Raw genomic sequence first — 17,795 nt, forward strand, 5'->3', positions numbered from 1 at the left:
TCGTCCCCTTATTTGGGTATCGTGCGCCGTTTCATCGCCCTCCTCGTCGCGGCCGCGCTGGTACTCTCGCTTGCGCCACCGAGCGTCGGTGCCGTCCCCGACGCTCGACTGACGGTATCCGACGTGACCGTCGCTCCCGACCGCCCGACCACCGACGAACCGACGACCGTCTCCGCGACGGTCGCGCTCTCTGCGGGGTCGACGAACGCCATCGAACTCGACGACGTGACGCTCCGAACCGACGCCGGCGACCGCCTCGCCCGCGCGTCGAACCCCGGGTCGTTGTCGCCCGGCGATAGCCTGACCGTCGACCTCGTCGGCGAGTTCGACGACGCCGGCAGACAGAACCTCACCGTCGTCGCCCGCGGGACCGACGGCGACGGCGACGACGTGACGATTCGACGACCCGTGACCGTCGTCGTCGAGGACTCACCGCCCGGTATCATCGTCGAGGCCGACCCCGTCGAGGGCGTCACCTCGCCGGTCGTCGTCGACATCGGCAACCCCGGCGTCGACCCGGTTCGCAACGTCGAAGTGTCGGTGTTGAAGAACACCGCCGTCGCCGACCGCGCGTTCGTTCCGACGCTCGCCGCTGGCGGCGAGGAGACGCTGAACCTCTCCGTGACGCCCGACGGCGACCGCCAGGAAATCGCGGTTCGGGTCTCCTACACCACCGCCACCGGCGACCGACAGACGACGTTCCGCAGGGAGACTCTCCGCGTCGACCCGCTCGAAGACGACGTCGGAATCGACGTTCGCCCGGTCCGAGAGCAACAGGCCGACGTACAGGCCGGCAGCGACCTCGGAAGCCTCCTCGGCGGTGCCGGCGGCGGGAGCGCCGGCGGCAACCTCCAGCAGGACGACGCCGAGGGCGAGACGCCCGGCCAAGTCGAAGTCGCGGTCACCAACTTCGGCAACGCGCCGATTACCGAGGCCGTCGTCGAACCCGAAGGCGAGGAACCGCTCGCCCGACAGTTCGTCGGTGACCTCGCACCCGGTGAGACGGAAACGGTGACCGTCGACCTCTCGGAGGCCTCCGGCGGCGACATCGACGTGGCCGTCAACTACCGACTCGACCGCGAACAGCGGCAGACCCAGACGACCTACGAGTACCGTCCCGAGACGGCTGCCATCACCGTCACCGGCGTCGACATGGAGCAGGACGGCGACCGCCTCGTGATTACGGGCAACGCGGGCAACACCGGCGAGGCGTCGGTTTCCGGCGTCGTCGTCTCGGTCGGCGAAACCGAGTCCGTCTCCCCGGCGTATCCCCAGCGCGATTACTTCGTCGGCACCGTCGACGGCAGCGAGTTCGCCCCCTTCGAACTCACCGCGCGCGTCGACGACAACGCCACGTCCGTCCCCGTCGAGGTGACCTACCGCGTCGACGGCGAGGCGTTCACCCAGCGCTACGAGCTCCCGGTCGAACGCTTCGAGGACTCCGATGACGGCGGCGTTCTCGGGTCGCTGTGGCCGTTCTCGCTGGACATCGCGGGCGTCGGCATCTCGGTCGCCCTCGGCGCCGCCGCCCTCGTCCCACTGTACCGCTGGCGACGATGAGCGGTGACGTGTCGCCGCCCACGGCGGAGCGAACGGCGGCCGCGGAGTCGACCGACAGTGACGGCGAGGCGCCCCCGCTGCAACTCATCGGGGTGACTCGGGAGTACGACGGTGGCGGCGAAACCGTCCGGGCGCTGATAGACGTGGATTTGACCGTCGAGGCCGGCGAGTTCGTCGCCGTCATGGGTCCCTCCGGTTCGGGAAAGTCGACGATGCTGAACACGCTCGGCCTGCTCGATACGCCCACGAGCGGGGAGGTGTTGCTCGACGGCCGCGACGTGACGACGCTGGACGACGAGGCCCGAACCGACCTCCGCAAGGAGTACATCGGCTTCGTCTTTCAGGACTTCTTCCTCATACCGACGCTGACAGCGACCGAGAACGTCAGCCTGCCGACGGTGTACGACCGCGACCGCGACGCGACGGCCCGCGCCGAGGACTTACTGGACCGCGTCGGCCTCGGTGACCGCCTCGACCACCGCCCACCCGAACTCTCGGGTGGCCAGAAACAGCGCGTCGCCATCGCGCGGGCGCTCATCAACCGCCCGGAAGTGCTGTTGGCCGACGAACCGACCGGCAACCTCGACACCGACACCGGACGGCAGGTCCTCGGCGAGTTCGAGCGCATCTGCGAGCAGGGTGTCGCCGTCGTCGCCGTCACCCACGACGAACTCGTCACCGAATACGCCGACCGGACGGTCGAACTCATCGACGGGCGACTAGAGGAATCATAGATGCGGCTCGGAGACTTCCCGGCGGTCGTGATGGCGACGCGAAACCTCCGGCGGAACAAACTCCGGTCGGTGCTGGCGGCGCTCGGCATCGTCATCGGCGTCCTCGCCATCGCCACCCTCGGCATCTTCGGCAACGTCCTCCAACTCGCGGCACTCGAATCGCTGGGCGGCCTCGGCGACCAAGTCATCGTCTCGCCGAACCAGGACGCCGGCGGTGAGTCGCTCACCGCTCGCGACATCACCGAAATCCAGCGCGTCTCGGAGGGCCGCGGTACGGTCGTCCCGTTGCGGAGCGACGGCGCCGTCGTCTCCGGAACCGGGGGGACGAGTAGCTTCGCGACCATCTACGGCACCGACCGGCCAGCGGCGCTGTTCAGCGCCGAAGCCGGCACCGTTCCCGAGCGCCACAGACAGGGCGCGCTCGTCGGCAGTTCGCTGGCCGAGGAACTCGGCGTTCAGGTCGGCAGTCTCGTCGAAATCGCCGGCAACGACTATCGGGTCATCGCCGTCCTCGCCCCCGGCGAAGACATCTCGCCCATCCAACCCGACAGCGCCATCGTCCTCCCGGAGAGCGCGTTCGTCCCCGGCGACTACGATCAGGTCGTCGTGCAGGCGAACTCCGGCGAGGACGCCCGGACTATCGCCGAAGAAGTTCGTGACCGACTCAACGCCCGCGAACAGCGTGTCTCCGTGTTCGAGTTGTCGAGCATCCTCGACCAAATCGAGGAGTTCTTCGACCTCCTGAACCAGTTCCTCATCGGTCTCGGTGCCGTCTCGCTCGTCGTCGCCGGCGTCGCCATCTTCAACGTCATGCTGATGAGCACGACCGAGCGGAAGGGTGAAATCGGCCTGCTCCGTGCGGTCGGCGTCCAGAAACGGGACATCCTCCGGACGCTCGTCGTCGAGGCGACCCTGCTCGGCATCCTCGGTGGGTTCGTCGGGGTGCTGTTGAGCATCGGCGCGGCGCTGCTGTTGTGGTACGTCTCGCCAATCGCTCTCGACATCATTCTCGACCCTTCGAACGGCGTCTACCTGCTCGTTGCCTTCGTCTTCGGCGTCGCCGTCAGCCTCGCCAGTGGGCTGTACCCGGCCTGGAAGGCCGCCAATCTCGAACCCGTCGACGCGCTCCGGGACTGACACTACACACGCGCCCACCCGACGACCGGCTGTCCGAAGCGTATCGACTGGCGGTCACAACGGACGTGGGCTCGGAAGCCGTGACAAATCTCTATCAGGGGCCGTCGTCGGCCTGAGCGGCGTCGGCCATTCGGTCGGTGAAATCCCACGTGTACAGTTTCTCCGGCGTGATGCGAAGTGCGACCTCCTCGCGGCTGTCGTCGAGTAGTCGGTCGGCCAGCGAGTTGTCGGTGCCGCCGAGATACCGCTCCAACAGCTCTCGTAGAAGTGTCTTCCCCTCGTCGGCTTCGATGCTGACGGTTCCCGACCCCCTGACGCCGCGGTACGGCGGCTCATTGTCCGAGACCTCGAAGGCCACGCCGGCGTCGGCTTCGAGATACCGAACTACGTCGGCATCGGCGCCGGTTGCACAGAGGAACTCGCCGTCGTGGTAGGCGTACCAAAGCGACAGCATCCACAGCCCTCCCGAGGGCGTCCGGCAGGCGAGTCGAATCGGGACGGTCGATTCTCGGAGGTACGCGGTGGCTTCCGTCGCCGACCACGCACCGTTCCAAGCGGGCATACCCCAACCTACGGGCGAACGTGGTAATTAGTTGCTGCCGGAGATCGCGTTGTCCGGTTTCTCTTCGTCGGAAGAAGACGGCCCGCTCGCTTCGCTCGTGAAGTAGCGTTGTCAGAAAGCGCCCGAGGCGGGATTTGAACCCGCGTCACGACCGTGACAGGGTCGTATGATGGGCCACTACACCACCCGGGCCTGACGCATCTCATCGTAACCGGGTTTGTACCTTAAGGCTTTCCAATGGAAGGCGGCCCGGTTGGGTGTGACACACCACGAATCGGCCGGCCGAGTAGCGGTTTCGGAGGCGACGGCTGGCTGGCGGGGGTCCCAACTCACCGAACACGAAATACTCGACCCCCTAAATGCCACGAACACTCCCGAATCAACGAACGAGCATCCGCGAGCGCCGCAGGCGCGAAGCGGTTCTCCGGCGGCGAAGCCGCCGGTAGCGACGAAGCTGACCACCGCGCGCCTTCGGCGCGCAACGGGAGCGAGTCGCCATTTTTCATCGACGTTTTTCCGGCGCGCGGAGCGCGCCGTCGAAAAAGTTCGCAGGGAAGAACTTTTTATACTGCCCTCCGTAGGGGGTGCAACGAGCAGTCGCGTGCCGCAGTAAGGGCGGCACGAATAGCCACCGCCGTCCGATTTGGCAACTGTTAAATCCCTGCCGCCAGTAGCACGCTGTAGTATCTCGTGACAGCTTCTTCACCCGGTCAGCCCAACACATGGTAGACGTAAGCCAACACAATCTGGTTCCGGAGCATTCGGTCCTCGAGGAGGACGAAATCGAGGAGATGCTCACGGAGTACGACATCGACCGCACAGACCTGCCGAAAATACAGCGTCGCGACCCCGGACTCCCCGACGAGGCGGAGGTCGGCGACGTCATCAAAATCGTCCGTGACTCCCGGACGACGGACCAAGCAGTCGTATACCGACTGGTGGTAGAATGAACCGGGAGGACCGACGCGCCGTCTCTCGGGAGTACTTCTCGCGGGACCGACTCGCCGAGCACCACTTCCGGTCGTTCAACAACTTCCTCGACCGCGGCATGCAGGACGTCGTCGACGAAAAGGAGAACATCGACACCGACATCGGCGACAAAGAGGGCCAAGAGCCGGTCCGTGTCGACCTCGGCAACGTCCGCATCCTGACGCCGCGCGTCCGGGAGGCTGACGGCTCCGAGGAACTGCTGTACCCCCAGGAGGCCCGCCTCCGGAACATCACCTACTCGGCGCCGGTGTTCATGGAGATGAGCATCGTCCGCGGCGGCGAGGAGGAGGAAGAACACATCGTCGACCAGGCGGAGACGAAGGTCGGCCGGATGCCGATTATGGTCGGCTCCGACAAGTGCAATATCGCGGGATTCACCCGCGACGAACTCATCGAAATCGGCGAGGACCCCGCCGACCCCGGTGGGTACTTCATCGTCAACGGCTCCGAGCGCGTTCTGATGACGAGCGAGGACCTCGCGCCGAACAAGATTCTCGCCGAGTACGACACGAAGTACGGCGACGAGATTCAGATTGCCAAGACGTTCAGCCAACGGCGCGGCTACCGCGCGCTCGTGCTGTGTGAGCGGAACCGAAGCGGCATCCTCGAAGTGTCGTTCCCCTCCGTTTCGGGCTCTATCAACTTCGTGACGCTGGTTCGGGCCCTCGGGCTGGAGTCCGACGAGGAAATCGTCCACCGCGTCAGCGACGACCCCGAAATCGTGAAGTTCATGCTGGAGAACCTGGAGGCCGCGGAGGTCCAATCGACCGCCGAGGCCATCGAGCAGTTGGGCCAGCGGGTCGCTTCGGGGCAGGGGAAGAACTACCAGTTGAAGCGGGCGAACTACGTCATCGACCGGTATCTCCTGCCGCACCTCCACGAGGAAGGTGTCGAGGACGAGGAGACGCGGATGAACAAGGCCGTCTACCTCTGTCGGATGGCCGAGGCCTGTTTCGAGTTGGCACTGGAGCGTCGGGAATCCGACGACAAGGACCACTACGCCAACAAGCGGCTGAAGGTCTCCGGCGACCTGATGAAGGACCTGTTCCGGACGGCGCTGAACAAGCTCTCCCGGGACGTGAAGTACCAACTCGAACGGGCGAACATGCGGAACCGACAGTTGTCGGTGAACACGGTCGTTCGCTCGGACGTGCTGACCGAACGGCTCGAACACCCCATCGCGACGGGCAACTGGGTGGGCGGTCGCTCCGGCGTGAGCCAGTTGGTCGACCGGACCGACTACATGGGTGTGCTGTCCCACCTCCGTCGGCTCCGCTCGCCGCTCAGCCGTTCACAGCCGCACTTCGAGGCGCGTGACCTCCACGCGACCCAGTGGGGTCGCATCTGTCCCTCCGAGACGCCGGAGGGTCCGAACTGTGGGCTGGTGAAGAACTTCGCACAGGCGATGGAACTGTCCCAGAGCGTCGACGACGAGCGCGGACTGAAGCGCGAACTCGCGTCGATGGGCGTCGAGGGCATTCCGGGAATCGAGACGGTCGAAACACACACGGCGGACGACTAACATGAGCCAGGGACGAGACGCAAAAGTGTACGTAAATGGGAGCCTCATCGGCACCCATCCGGACCCGCATAAACTCGCAAACGACATCCGCGAATCCCGACGGCGCGGCGAAATCGACGAGATGGTGAACGTCGCGGTGCGGGAACGCACCGGCGAGGTCATCGTCAACGCCGACGCCGGCCGCGCACGCCGGCCCCTCATCGTCGTCGAGGACGGCGAACCGCTGCTCGGTGACGAGGAAATCGAGGCCGTCGAGGCGGACGAACTCCAGTTCGAGGAGCTCGTCAACCGCGGCTACATCGAGTTCATCGACGCCGAGGAGGAGGAGGACATCTTCGTCGCCGTCGACGAGGACGACCTCACCGAGGACCACACCCACCTCGAAGTCGACCCACAGTTGATGTTCGGCATCGGTGCGGGGATGATTCCGTACCCCGAACACAACGCCTCGCCGCGGATTACGATGGGGTCGGGGATGATCAAGCAGTCGCTGGGGCTGCCGTCGGCAAACTACCGCATCCGGCCCGACACGCGTCAGCACCTGCTTCACTACCCCCAACTCTCCATCGTCAAGACCCAGACGACCGAGCAAATCGGCTACGACGACCGCCCGGCGGCACAGAACTTCGTCGTCGCCGTCATGTCGTATGAGGGGTTCAACATCGAGGACGCACTCGTCATGAACAAGGCGAGCGTCGAGCGCGCACTCGCCCGGTCGCACTTCTTCCGGACCTACGAGGGCGAGGAACGCCGCTACCCCGGCGGTCAGGAGGACCGCTTCGAAATCCCCGACGATGAGGTTCGGGGCGCACGTGGCGAGGAGGCCTACACCCACCTCGACGAGGACGGCCTCGTCAACCCCGAAACGGACGTCGGCGAAAACGACGTGTTGCTCGGGAAGACATCGCCGCCGCGGTTCCTCGAAGAACCGGACGACATGGGCGGACTCTCCCCACAGAAGCGCCGTGAGACCAGCGTGACGATGCGCTCCGGTGAATCCGGCGTCGTCGACACGGTGACGCTGATGGAGGGCGAGGACGGCTCGAAACTGTCGAAAGTGAAGGTACGTGACGAACGCGTGCCGGAACTCGGCGACAAGTTCGCGTCCCGACACGGCCAGAAGGGCGTCGTCGGCCACCTCGCACCACAGGAGGACATGCCGTTCACGCAGGACGGCCTCGTGCCGGACCTCATCGTCAACCCCCACGCCCTGCCGTCGCGGATGACGGTCGGACACATTTTGGAGATGCTCGGCGGGAAGGTCGGATCCCTCGAGGGACGCCGCGTCGACGGGACGCCGTTCCAGGGCGAAAACGAGGACGAACTCCGCGGTGCGCTCGTCGACCGCGGCTTCAAGTCCAACGGGAAGGAAGTGATGTACTCCGGCGTCACCGGCGAACGCATCGAGGCCGAAATCTTCGTCGGCGTCATCTTCTATCAGAAGCTCTACCACATGGTGTCGAACAAACTGCACGCCCGCTCCCGCGGGCCGGTGCAGGTGTTGACGCGCCAGCCGACGGAGGGGCGTGCCCGTGAGGGTGGCCTCCGTATCGGTGAGATGGAACGGGACGTGTTCATCGGCCACGGTGCGGCCATGACGCTGAAGGAACGACTGCTCGACGAATCCGACCGCGAGTGGATTCACGTCTGCGGGCAGTGTGGGATGAGCGCGGTCGAGAACGTCGAGCAACGCCGGGTGTACTGTCCGAACTGTGACGAGGAGACGGACGTCCACGAGGTCGAGATGAGTTACGCGTTCAAGCTCCTACTCGACGAGATGAAGGCGCTCGGTATCGCTCCGCGAATCGAACTGGAGGATGCAGTATAATGGAGGGACACGCACCTAAAGAAATCGGGTCGCTCAGTTTCGGACTGATGGACCCCGAGGAGTATCGGGACATGTCGGCGACCAAAGTGATTACGGCCGACACGTACGACGACGACGGCTTCCCAATCGACATGGGGCTGATGGATCCCCGACTCGGGGTCATCGACCCCGGACTGGAGTGTAAGACCTGCGGGAAGCACTCGGGTTCGTGTAACGGCCACTTCGGCCACATCGAACTCGCGGCGCCGGTCATTCACGTCGGCTTCGCGAAACTCATCCGGCGGCTCCTGCGTGGGACCTGTCGGGAGTGTTCGCGACTCTGTCTCACCGAGGACGAGCAGTCGGAGTTCCGCGACCGACTCGACCGGACGCGACAGCTCGGCGAGGACTTAAACGACGTGACGAAGGCGGCTATCCGCCTCGCACGGAAGAAGGACCGCTGTCCGCACTGCGGGGAGAAGCAGTTCGACATCAACCACGAGAAGCCGACGACGTACTACGAGGTCCAGCAGGTGCTGTCCTCGGAGTACCCCGAGCGCATCGCCGCCGCGATGGAGGGACGAGACCCCGACGCCGAGGACGGCGAGGAAGACGCCGACCGCGAACCCATCGGTCCGAACGAACTCTCCGAGGAGACGGGTATCGACCTCGAACGCATCAACCAGATTCTCTCCGGGGAGTTCCGCCCGAAGAAGGACGACCGGAAGGCTCTGGAGAAGGCACTGTCCGTCGACCTCACCGAGGAGGACATGAACAAACTGATGCCCTCGGACATCCGCGACTGGTTCGAGGACATCCCCGACGACGACATGGAGACGCTCGGCATCTCCTCGGAGAAGTCCCGGCCGGAGTGGATGATTCTGACCGTGCTTCCGGTGCCGCCGGTGACCGCACGACCCTCGATTACGCTCGACAACGGCCAGCGTAGCGAGGACGACCTCACGCACAAACTGGTCGACATCATCCGCATCAACCAGCGGTTCATGGAGAACCGCGAGGCCGGTGCGCCGCAACTCATCATCGAGGACCTCTGGGAGCTGCTCCAGTACCACGTCACGACGTTCATGGACAACGAGATTTCGGGGACGCCGCCGGCCCGACACCGCTCGGGACGGCCCCTGAAGACACTCTCTCAGCGACTGAAGGGCAAGGAAGGCCGCTTCCGTGGCTCGCTGTCCGGCAAGCGCGTGAACTTCTCCGCGCGAACCGTCATCTCGCCGGACCCGACGCTCAGCCTCAACGAGGTCGGCGTTCCCGACCGGGTCGCAAGCGAGATGACCCAGACGATGAACGTCAACGACCGGAACATCGAGGACGCCCGGCGCTACGTCGCCAACGGCCCCGAATCACATCCGGGCGCCAACTACGTCAAACGGCCCGACGGCCGCCGACTGAAGGTGACCGAGAAGAACTGCGAGGAACTCGCAGAGAAAGTCGAGGTCGGTTGGGAGGTCGCTCGACACCTCATCGACGGCGACATCGTCATCTTCAACCGCCAGCCGTCGCTGCACCGGATGTCCATCATGGCCCACGAAGTGGTCGTGATGCCGTACAAGACGTTCCGGCTGAACACCGTCGTCTGTCCGCCGTACAACGCTGACTTCGACGGCGACGAGATGAACATGCACGCCCTCCAAAACGAGGAGGCCCGTGCGGAGGCGCGTGTCCTCATGCGCGTCCAAGAGCAGATTCTCAGCCCCCGGTTCGGAGAGAACATCATCGGCGCGATTCAGGACCACATCAGCGGGACGTACCTGCTGACCCACGAGAATCCGCAGTTCAACGAGACGCAGGCACTCGACCTGCTCCGTGCCACGTCCATCGACGAACTGCCCGAAGCCGACGGTACCGACGAGGAGGGCAAGGAGTACTGGACCGGGCGAACGGTGTTCTCGGAGTTGCTGCCGGAAGGGTTGAGTCTCGAGTTCACCTCTTCGGCCGGTGATACCGTTGTCATCGACGAGGGGCAACTCGTTTCCGGCACTATCGACGAGGACGCCGTCGGTGCCTTCGGCGGCGAGGTCGTCGACACCATCTGTAAGGTGTACGGCAACACTCGCGCCCGCGTGTTCGTCAACGAAGTCGCGACGCTGGCGATGCGTGCCATCATGCACTTCGGGTTCTCCATCGGTATCGACGACGAGTCCATCGAACGGGAGGCCGAAGACCAGATTGCCGAGGCCATCGACAACGCCTACGAGCGCGTCCAGAAACTCATCGACACCTATCGGTCGGGCGAACTCGAGTCGCTGCCGGGCCGGACCGTCGACGAGACACTGGAGATGAAAATCATGCAGACGCTCGGGAAAGCCCGTGACTCCGCCGGTGACATCGCCGACGACCACTTCGGCGACGACAACCCCGCGGTCGTCATGGCCCAGTCCGGCGCACGTGGGTCGATGCTGAACCTCACGCAGATGGCCGGCTGTGTCGGCCAGCAGGCAGTCCGCGGCGAGCGAATCAACCGCGGTTACGAGGACCGTACCCTGAGTCACTTCCAGCGCAACGACCTCTCGGCTGACGCCCACGGCTTCGTCGAGAACTCCTACCGCAACGGCCTGACGCCGCGGGAGTTCTTCTTCCACGCGATGGGCGGCCGCGAGGGACTGGTCGACACCGCGGTCCGAACGTCAAAGTCCGGCTACCTCCAGCGCCGACTCATCAACGCGCTGTCGGAGTTGGAAGCGCAGTACGACGGCACGGTCCGGGACACTTCCGACACCATCGTCCAGTTCGAGTTCGGCGAGGACGGCACTTCGCCGGTTCGGGTCTCCTCCGACGAGAAGTTCGACATCGACGTCGAATCCATCGCCGACCGCATCGTCGAAGAGGAGTTCGACACCGAACAGGCACGCGAGGAGTTCCTCGGCCTGCAGGAGCCGACGACGAACCTCTCGGAACACGGGGAGTCGTGGCGAACCGCCTCGGGAACGGAGGTGGAATCCGATGACTGAGGTTACCGACGACATCGAGGCCATCGTCGAGGACACCGACCTCCCGCGACGGCTGAAAGACGAGGTCTATGAGACCATCGAGGCCCGTGAGGGCGTAACGACCGAACAGGCCGAGAGCATCACGCAGGCCGTCGAGTCCCAGTACCTCGATACGCGCATCGACCCGCTGGACCCCGTCGGGACCGTCTCGGCGCAGTCCATCGGCGAACCCGGAACGCAGATGACGATGAACACGTTCCACTACGCGGGCGTCGCGGAAATCGACGTGACACAGGGGCTGCCACGGCTCATCGAGCTGGTGGACGCCCGGAAGACGCCCGACACGCCGATGATGACGGTGCATCTCGACGGCGAGTACGCCGAAGACCGCGAGAAGGCCCACGAGGTCGTCTGGCAAATCGAGGCGACGCGCATCCTCGCGCTGGGTGACATCTCGACGAACGTCGCGGACATGCTCGTCCGCATCGACCTCAACGAGGAGACCCTCGAAGAGCGGTGGCCGACCGTCGAGAGCCTCCCGGAGGTGGCCGGCGAAATCGCCGATACCATCGATTCGAAACTCGGCGTCGAGACGGTCCAGCCCGAACCGACCGTCATCGAGTTCGGCCCCGACCAGCCCTCCTACCGGGAGTTGCTCCAGTTGGTCGAAGAACTTCGGGAAGTCGTGTTCAAGGGCATCGACGAAATCAGCCGCGTCGTCATTCGGAAGGAAGAACTCGAAGACGGCGAGGAGTTCGTCCTCTACACCGAGGGGTCGTCGTTCGGCGACGTTCTCGACATCGAGGGCGTCGACGCATCCCGGACGACGTGTAACAACATCCACGAAATCAACCGCAACCTCGGCATCGAGGCGGCCCGCGAGGCCATAATCGAGGAGACGATGAACACGCTCGAAGAGCAGGGGCTCGACGACGTGAACATTCGGCACCTGATGTTGGTCGCCGACATCATGACCAACAACGGCGAAATCGAGTCCATCGGCCGACACGGCATCTCCGGCAACAAGGACTCGGTGTTGGCGCGTGCGGCCTTCGAGGTCACCGTCAACCACCTGCTCGATGCGGCGATTCACGGCGAGGTCGACGCCCTCGATGGGGTCACGGAGAACGTCATCGTCGGCAAACCCATCAAACTGGGCACCGGCGACGTCGACCTTCGGATGGGCGCAAAGCAAACCGGCGGCAAATCCGCCGACGACTAATTTCGGGCTCGCGTTTCATACTTCATGACCATCACGCTCTCCGACGAGGCCAGACAGTACATTGCGCTCCTCGATGAGGAAACCGGCGTGGCGGCGACTGATTGTCTCGTAGACGACGACGAGGACCGCCTGACTTTCGTCGTGCCGCCGGGGACGATGGGACAGGCCATCGGACCGGGCGGAAAACACGTCAAGACCCTCGAAGAGCGGTTGGGCAAGCACATCGAGTTAGTGGAGGGAGCGGACACACCCGAGGATTTCGTCGCGAACGCGCTCGCGCCCGCGGCGGTGTACAACGTGACGATAAGCAACGGCGATACGACCGTCGCCTACGCGGAGGTCGACCACGACGACCGCGGCGTCGCCATCGGGACGGAGGGTCGAAACATCGCTATTGCGCGTCGGTTGGCGAAGCGTCACTTCGACATCGACGAAATCGAGCTAACGTAGCAGGCGTCGCCACTCCCAAACGAGGATGCTCCCGCAGTCGGGGCCATCACCGCCAAGGGCGGCGTACAGCCGGCGTTCGCGGTTGGTGGGTCCAGACGAGTGGGTGTGACTCCCACGTGCGGGAAGGACACACGACGACGCGGTCGAAAAGGGATGCTTAAGTATCTCCGTAGGGAAGCAAGGGGTACTATGGCGAACGGCAAATACGCCGCGCGCAAACTCAAGAAGGACCGCCAGAAACACCGGTGGTCCGACTCTGATTACGCGCGCCGTGCCCGCGGACTCGGCAAGAAGTCCGACCCCCTCGAGGGCGCCCCCCAAGGTCGGGGCATCGTCCTCGAGAAGGTCGGTATCGAGGCAAAGCAGCCCAACTCGGCCATCCGGAAGTGTGTCCGAGTGCAGCTCATCAAGAACGGAAAGCAGGTCACCGCCTTCTGTCCCGGTGATGGTGCCATCTCGTTCATCGACGAGCACGACGAGGTCACCATCGCCGGTATCGGTGGTGCAAAGGGTCGTGCGATGGGCGACCTCTCGGGTGTCAACTACAAAGTCGAGAAGGTCAACGGTGTCTCGATGATTGAACTCGTCCGCGGGAACGCGGAGAAGCCGGTGCGATAACGATGAGTTCGGACGCACCCGAGCCGGACGCCCCGGCATCGACCGACGACGAACGCGTCTCGGCGAAACTGTTCGGACAGTGGGAAATCGGCGAAATCGAGTACACCGACCCCTCGATGCGCCGCTACATCACCGTCACGCCCATCGCTCACACGATGGGACGCCACTCCGAAAAACAGTTCAAGAAATCCGAAATCAGCATCGTCGAGCGGCTCATCAACCGCCTGATGCAGACCGAGGAGAACACAGGCAAGAAACAGCAGGCGACGCGCATCGTCCGCGACGCCTTCGAAATCGTCGCCGAGCGAACCGACGAGAACCCCGTCCAGGTACTCGTCCGCGCCGTCGAGAACAGCGGCCCCCGAGAGGAGACCGTCCGCCTGAAGTACGGCGGCATCTCGGTTCCGAAGGCCGTCGACGTGGCCCCGCAGCGCCGCGTCGACCAGTCGCTGAAGTTCATCGCACAGGGCACACAGAGCGGGTCGTTCAAGACGACGACGCCGGCCGAGGAGGCGCTGGCCCAACAGATTACGGGCGCCGCCAACTACGACCTCCAGGCCTACCCCATCAGCCAGAAGGAAGAACAGGAGCGCGTCGCTGCCGCAGCCCGCTAACCGTTCGCTTTCCCTCTCGTTTCTCTTGGCGAGTAGCCCTGCCGCTGTCGAGTCAGTCTCCCGAACACCTTCCCGAAACAGCACGTTTTAGCGGGCGGGACCGCATGAGGCGGTATGGAGCCCCTCCACAGTCGCCGTCGGTTCCTCGCGTCGGTCGGTGCGGCCGGGTCAATCGCCGTTGCCGGCTGTTTCGGCCTCGGGACCGACGACCTGGAACCCGTCGACTCACAGTACGACCTCTCGGTGTCTCACGACATCGAGTCGTGGAACCGCTACGACCCCGAGTGGGAGCCGCCCCGCAACTCGCCGCAGGAGGCGACCTACGGAACGGAAACGGTCATCGAGAACCTCGAAGTCGGCTGGGACATCGAGTTCGCGGACAGCGGCGAGGTGTACATCTCCGAGCGTGTCGGCCGCATCAGTCGTTACTCCTCGGGGGAACTGGAAGCCGTCGCCACGCCCGACGACGTTATCGACCACGCGGACTCCATCGCGGACCCCGAAAACAACGACTGGTGGGCCGGCGGTAGCGAGGGTGGCTTGCTCGGTATCGCCCTCCATCCGAATTACCCCGAGGTGCCCGTACTGTACGCCTTCTACACCTATCAGGCGGGCGAGGAGGACTACCGCAACCGACTGGTGTTCTATGACCTCGAAAACGGCAACGAGGAGACGGTCGTCATCGACGACATCCCCGGCCACCGCATCATCCACAACGGCGCACGGCTGGCGTTCGGCCCGCGGAACTACCTGTGGGTGACCACCGGCGACGCCAACGTCGAGGGACTGCCGCAGGACCCCGGACGACTCGGCGGGAAAGTGCTTCGGTTGAACCCCGACGGCACCGCTCCCGAGGACAATCCCGGCCTCGAAGACCCCCGCGTGTACACCTACGGCCACCGGAACCCACAGGCCGTGACGTGGCTGCCGGATGGAACGCCGGTCGTCTCCGAACACGGCCCGCAGGCGCGCGACGAGGTACAGATACTCGAAGCGGGCGGCAACTACGGCTGGCGGAACGTCCGCAGCGGTCCGGACGACGATGCCTACGAGTCGTACCCGGACCACCCGGACGTGGTTCCGCCGCTGGTGAACACGGGTCCGGGAACGAGTTGGGCGCCGACCGGCGGCGTCTTCTACACTGGCGATGCCGTCCCCGCCCTGCAAAACCGGTTCATCAGCGGCGGACTCATCTCCCAGCGGCTGAACGTCGTCTCGATTTACGACGGCGACCCGCCGGACATCGGTGGCCGGCGCTTCGATGCCGATTGGCTGTACTCGGAGTACGACGCGGTTTCCCACCCGCTGTTCGAGGACGAACTCGGTCGGATTCGCCACGCAGAGCAGGGTCCCGACGGGGCGCTGTACGTCGTCACGTCGAACCGCGACGGCCGGGCGACCGAGCAGTTCCCCAAGCCGAACGACGACCGCTTGCTCCGTATCGTCCAGAACTAGTCGGCGGCCCGCTGGGTCGGTCCCTCGTCGAGGACGTACTCCCGGGTCACGTCGACGAGTGCCTTCCGGTACTCCGACTCGTCGGGGTCGTCTGCCAACGACCGGAACGTTCGTTTGAACGTCGACAGCGACACGTCGGGTGCGTCCGCGGCGGCGGCGTGGGCGAGGTCGTACAGTCGGTGGTCGTCGTCGATGGCATCGTGGCGTTCGAGCAAGGCGAGTGCGAACGCCGCGTTGACGGCCGTAATATCGGGGTCGGCGGCGGGACTCCACCGCTCCCACTCGCCGGGTGCCGACGGTGGGGAATCGGCGACCGCCCGCGCGAGTGATGATTCCATGAAGGCGACCAACTTCTCGGTCGGGCCGATGTCGAGGGTGATGTCGTCGGCGTAGATGTCCTTCATGTGGTTGGCGATTTGATAACAATGTGAGAGTTTGCGCCGCTCGACGCTCTTGCCGGCCAACGCGAGAAACAACGCTTCTTCGGTCGATTGGAGGTGTGAGGGGTGTTCTTCCTCGTAGCGGGCCATGTGTGCGAACTCGTGGAGGGCGAGTTCCCGTGCCATCGCCGAGGTGGCGGCTCGTCTGGAGACGAGCAGTTCGTGTCGGTCGTCGTAGTGACCCGCGACGGTCCGCTCGTCGGGGTTCTCGCGTATCTTTACGACCACCGGGAGGTCGAGGTCGTACTCGGTCGCCAGCAGGTCACGCGAACTCAAGAACGGTTCGGCTGGCCCACGTCCCGTCACGCGAACGTCCATGTCATCACTTGACAAGGGCTGCCACCGTTTGACTCTTACGCAGGCGGCAGCCTCGATGACGAACGTCGCCGTTGTCGTAGTCGTCGTTCCGGCACGCTCGTTCACAGCAGAGGTCGAATTAAGTGAACGGGTGGCATACGTCTAAAGAATGCCCGAGCGTGACGAATCGGAGTCACCGCCGGAGTCGTCCGGGCGGGGGGTTCCCGAGTGGAAGACCGACTGGAAAACGGGGGATGAGACGGGGATTGACCGTTCCGAAGTCGACCACGGCGGCGTGTCGCCGCCGGAAGCGTTCTCGATGCTGGCCAACGAGACCCGAATCGAGATACTACAGGCGCTCTGGGAGCGTCGCGACGAACCGGTCGCCTTCTCCGAACTCCACGCCGATGTCGACGTCGACCGGGGGAACTTCAACTACCATCTCTCGAAACTGGCCGAACACTTCGTCCGACAGACGGGGGAGGGCTACGAGCTCCGAGAGGCCGGAAAGGCGGTCATCAGGGCGGTGCTGGCAGGCACTATCACCCACGACCCGCGAATCGAACCCACCGACCTCGGCGTCCCCTGTCCGCTCTGTGGGGGTGCAATCGAGTTCAGCTACGCCGACGAGTTCATCACCGTCCGCTGTACCTCGTGTGCGGGCGTGATGGGAGGTGATGTCCCTAGAGGTACGTTCATGCACCACACGTTTCCGCCCGCCGGCCTCCAGGGCCGCCACGGTATCGAGGTCCTTGAAGCGGCTCGCGTTCACTACGAGACCGATCTGGCCACGATGTTACAAGGTGTCTGTCCCGAGTGTGGTGGAACGGTCGACCGCTCGATGCACGCCTGTGAGGAACACGAGACGGACACCGACGGGATGTGTACTGCGTGTGGTTCCGTCCCCGACATCTGGGTCGAACACGTTTGTGCGAACTGTTCGTACAGTCGGTGGTGTGTCGTCTGGTTGCCGATACTGTTTCACCCGGCAGTCATTGCCTTCGTCTACGAGCGTCAGCCCTTCGAGAGCTTCCTCGAGTTGCGGCGGCTTTTTTGGGTCGATTCGGGGTACATCGACGGAATCGAACGCTCCGTCGTTTCGGAGGCTCCCCTCGAGGTAGAGGTACGTGTCCCGTTCGACGGCGACGAGATTCGAGTTACCGTCGACGAGGAGATGCGAACCAAGAACGTGCGCTGATACCGGTGTCAGTCAGTTCCGGCCGCTGGAACGAAACGGCCGACCCACGTCGTCGGCTCCATCGATGCTCCCGAGCGTCGTCGGCCGGTCGCCAAACCTGTCAGATGATTTGGAGCAGTCGGTTGCTCACAATCGTTTACTTCCAGCCACACGGGTAGACGAACGCCGCGGCAGGGGAGGGGGGCATACTGGGGATGGGCCCTTGGTGGTGGGTTCCGTGGCCCACTTCCTGCTT

Annotated in this window: 15 protein-coding genes and 1 tRNA gene; 13 read left to right on the plus strand and 3 right to left on the minus strand. The window is 64.5% G+C overall.

What is annotated here, in order from left to right; translation table 11 throughout:
• The first annotated feature begins 21 nt into the window (after positions 1–21).
• From NMP98_RS14130 to NMP98_RS14140, 3 genes are read left to right on the plus strand one after another with little or no spacing between them, the layout of a single operon-like run.
• Positions 22–1,560 (plus strand): CARDB domain-containing protein, encoded by a 1,539-nt coding sequence (locus NMP98_RS14130; RefSeq protein ID WP_254858522.1) that lies wholly within the window; start codon positions 22–24, stop codon positions 1,558–1,560.
• On the plus strand, positions 1,557–2,294 hold the full coding sequence (locus NMP98_RS14135) for an ABC transporter ATP-binding protein (RefSeq protein WP_254858523.1): 738 nt from the start codon (positions 1,557–1,559) through the stop codon (positions 2,292–2,294). The genes NMP98_RS14130 and NMP98_RS14135 overlap by 4 nt, the downstream gene beginning before the upstream one ends.
• Positions 2,295–3,431: an ABC transporter permease gene (locus NMP98_RS14140; RefSeq protein ID WP_254858524.1), complete on the plus strand. Its 1,137-nt coding sequence runs from the start codon at positions 2,295–2,297 to the stop codon at positions 3,429–3,431.
• Between the two features lie 94 nt (positions 3,432–3,525).
• Here the strand turns inward: NMP98_RS14140 and NMP98_RS14145 are convergent, their stop codons facing one another.
• Positions 3,526–3,993: a pyridoxamine 5'-phosphate oxidase family protein gene (locus NMP98_RS14145; RefSeq protein ID WP_254858525.1), complete on the minus strand. Its 468-nt coding sequence runs from the start codon at positions 3,991–3,993 to the stop codon at positions 3,526–3,528.
• Positions 3,994–4,112: 119 nt separating this feature from the next.
• Positions 4,113–4,185 (minus strand) — tRNA-Asp (locus tag NMP98_RS14150).
• Positions 4,186–4,715: 530 nt separating this feature from the next.
• Here NMP98_RS14150 and NMP98_RS14155 point away from each other — a divergent pair.
• The 9 genes from NMP98_RS14155 (at position 4,716) to NMP98_RS14195 (ending at position 15,625) form a co-directional block, all read left to right on the plus strand.
• Complete coding sequence (locus NMP98_RS14155) at positions 4,716–4,943, plus strand: DNA-directed RNA polymerase subunit H (protein WP_254858526.1); 228 nt, start codon at positions 4,716–4,718, stop codon at positions 4,941–4,943.
• Positions 4,940–6,505 carry a DNA-directed RNA polymerase subunit B'' gene (locus NMP98_RS14160; RefSeq protein ID WP_254858527.1) on the plus strand — a complete coding sequence of 522 codons (1,566 nt, stop codon included), beginning with the start codon at positions 4,940–4,942 and terminating at the stop codon, positions 6,503–6,505. The genes NMP98_RS14155 and NMP98_RS14160 overlap by 4 nt, the downstream gene beginning before the upstream one ends.
• Position 6,506: 1 nt before the next feature.
• Positions 6,507–8,333 carry a DNA-directed RNA polymerase subunit B gene (rpoB, locus tag NMP98_RS14165; RefSeq protein ID WP_254858528.1) on the plus strand — a complete coding sequence of 609 codons (1,827 nt, stop codon included), beginning with the start codon at positions 6,507–6,509 and terminating at the stop codon, positions 8,331–8,333.
• The gene (locus tag NMP98_RS14170) at positions 8,333–11,287 is read left to right on the plus strand and encodes a DNA-directed RNA polymerase subunit A' (RefSeq protein WP_367997239.1); all 2,955 of its coding nucleotides are present in this window, start codon (positions 8,333–8,335) and stop codon (positions 11,285–11,287) included. The genes rpoB and NMP98_RS14170 overlap by 1 nt, the downstream gene beginning before the upstream one ends.
• Positions 11,280–12,488 (plus strand): DNA-directed RNA polymerase subunit A'', encoded by a 1,209-nt coding sequence (gene rpoA2, locus NMP98_RS14175; RefSeq protein WP_254858529.1) that lies wholly within the window; start codon positions 11,280–11,282, stop codon positions 12,486–12,488. The genes NMP98_RS14170 and rpoA2 overlap by 8 nt, the downstream gene beginning before the upstream one ends.
• A 24-nt stretch (positions 12,489–12,512) precedes the next feature.
• On the plus strand, positions 12,513–12,938 hold the full coding sequence (locus tag NMP98_RS14180; RefSeq protein ID WP_254858530.1) for a NusA-like transcription termination signal-binding factor: 426 nt from the start codon (positions 12,513–12,515) through the stop codon (positions 12,936–12,938).
• A gap of 189 nt (positions 12,939–13,127) precedes the next feature.
• A complete protein-coding gene (locus NMP98_RS14185) occupies positions 13,128–13,556 on the plus strand; it encodes a 30S ribosomal protein S12 (protein WP_015410678.1) in 429 nt (142 codons plus the stop codon).
• Between the two features lie 2 nt (positions 13,557–13,558).
• Complete coding sequence (locus tag NMP98_RS14190) at positions 13,559–14,170, plus strand: 30S ribosomal protein S7 (protein WP_254858531.1); 612 nt, start codon at positions 13,559–13,561, stop codon at positions 14,168–14,170.
• Positions 14,171–14,284: 114 nt separating this feature from the next.
• Positions 14,285–15,625: a PQQ-dependent sugar dehydrogenase gene (locus NMP98_RS14195; protein ID WP_254858532.1), complete on the plus strand. Its 1,341-nt coding sequence runs from the start codon at positions 14,285–14,287 to the stop codon at positions 15,623–15,625.
• On the opposite strand, the gene NMP98_RS14200 is transcribed toward NMP98_RS14195, so the two are convergent.
• A complete protein-coding gene (locus NMP98_RS14200) occupies positions 15,622–16,383 on the minus strand; it encodes a DUF5781 family protein (RefSeq protein WP_254858533.1) in 762 nt (253 codons plus the stop codon). The genes NMP98_RS14195 and NMP98_RS14200 overlap by 4 nt on opposite strands.
• Before the next feature lie 148 nt (positions 16,384–16,531).
• Here NMP98_RS14200 and NMP98_RS14205 point away from each other — a divergent pair, with 148 nt between their 5' ends.
• On the plus strand, positions 16,532–17,560 hold the full coding sequence (locus tag NMP98_RS14205) for a winged helix-turn-helix domain-containing protein (RefSeq protein WP_254858534.1): 1,029 nt from the start codon (positions 16,532–16,534) through the stop codon (positions 17,558–17,560).
• Positions 17,561–17,795: the final 235 nt, after the last annotated feature.

It is taken from the genome of Natronomonas gomsonensis (genome assembly GCF_024300825.1).
In the GTDB taxonomy this organism is placed as follows: Archaea; Halobacteriota; Halobacteria; order Halobacteriales; family Haloarculaceae; genus Natronomonas; species Natronomonas gomsonensis.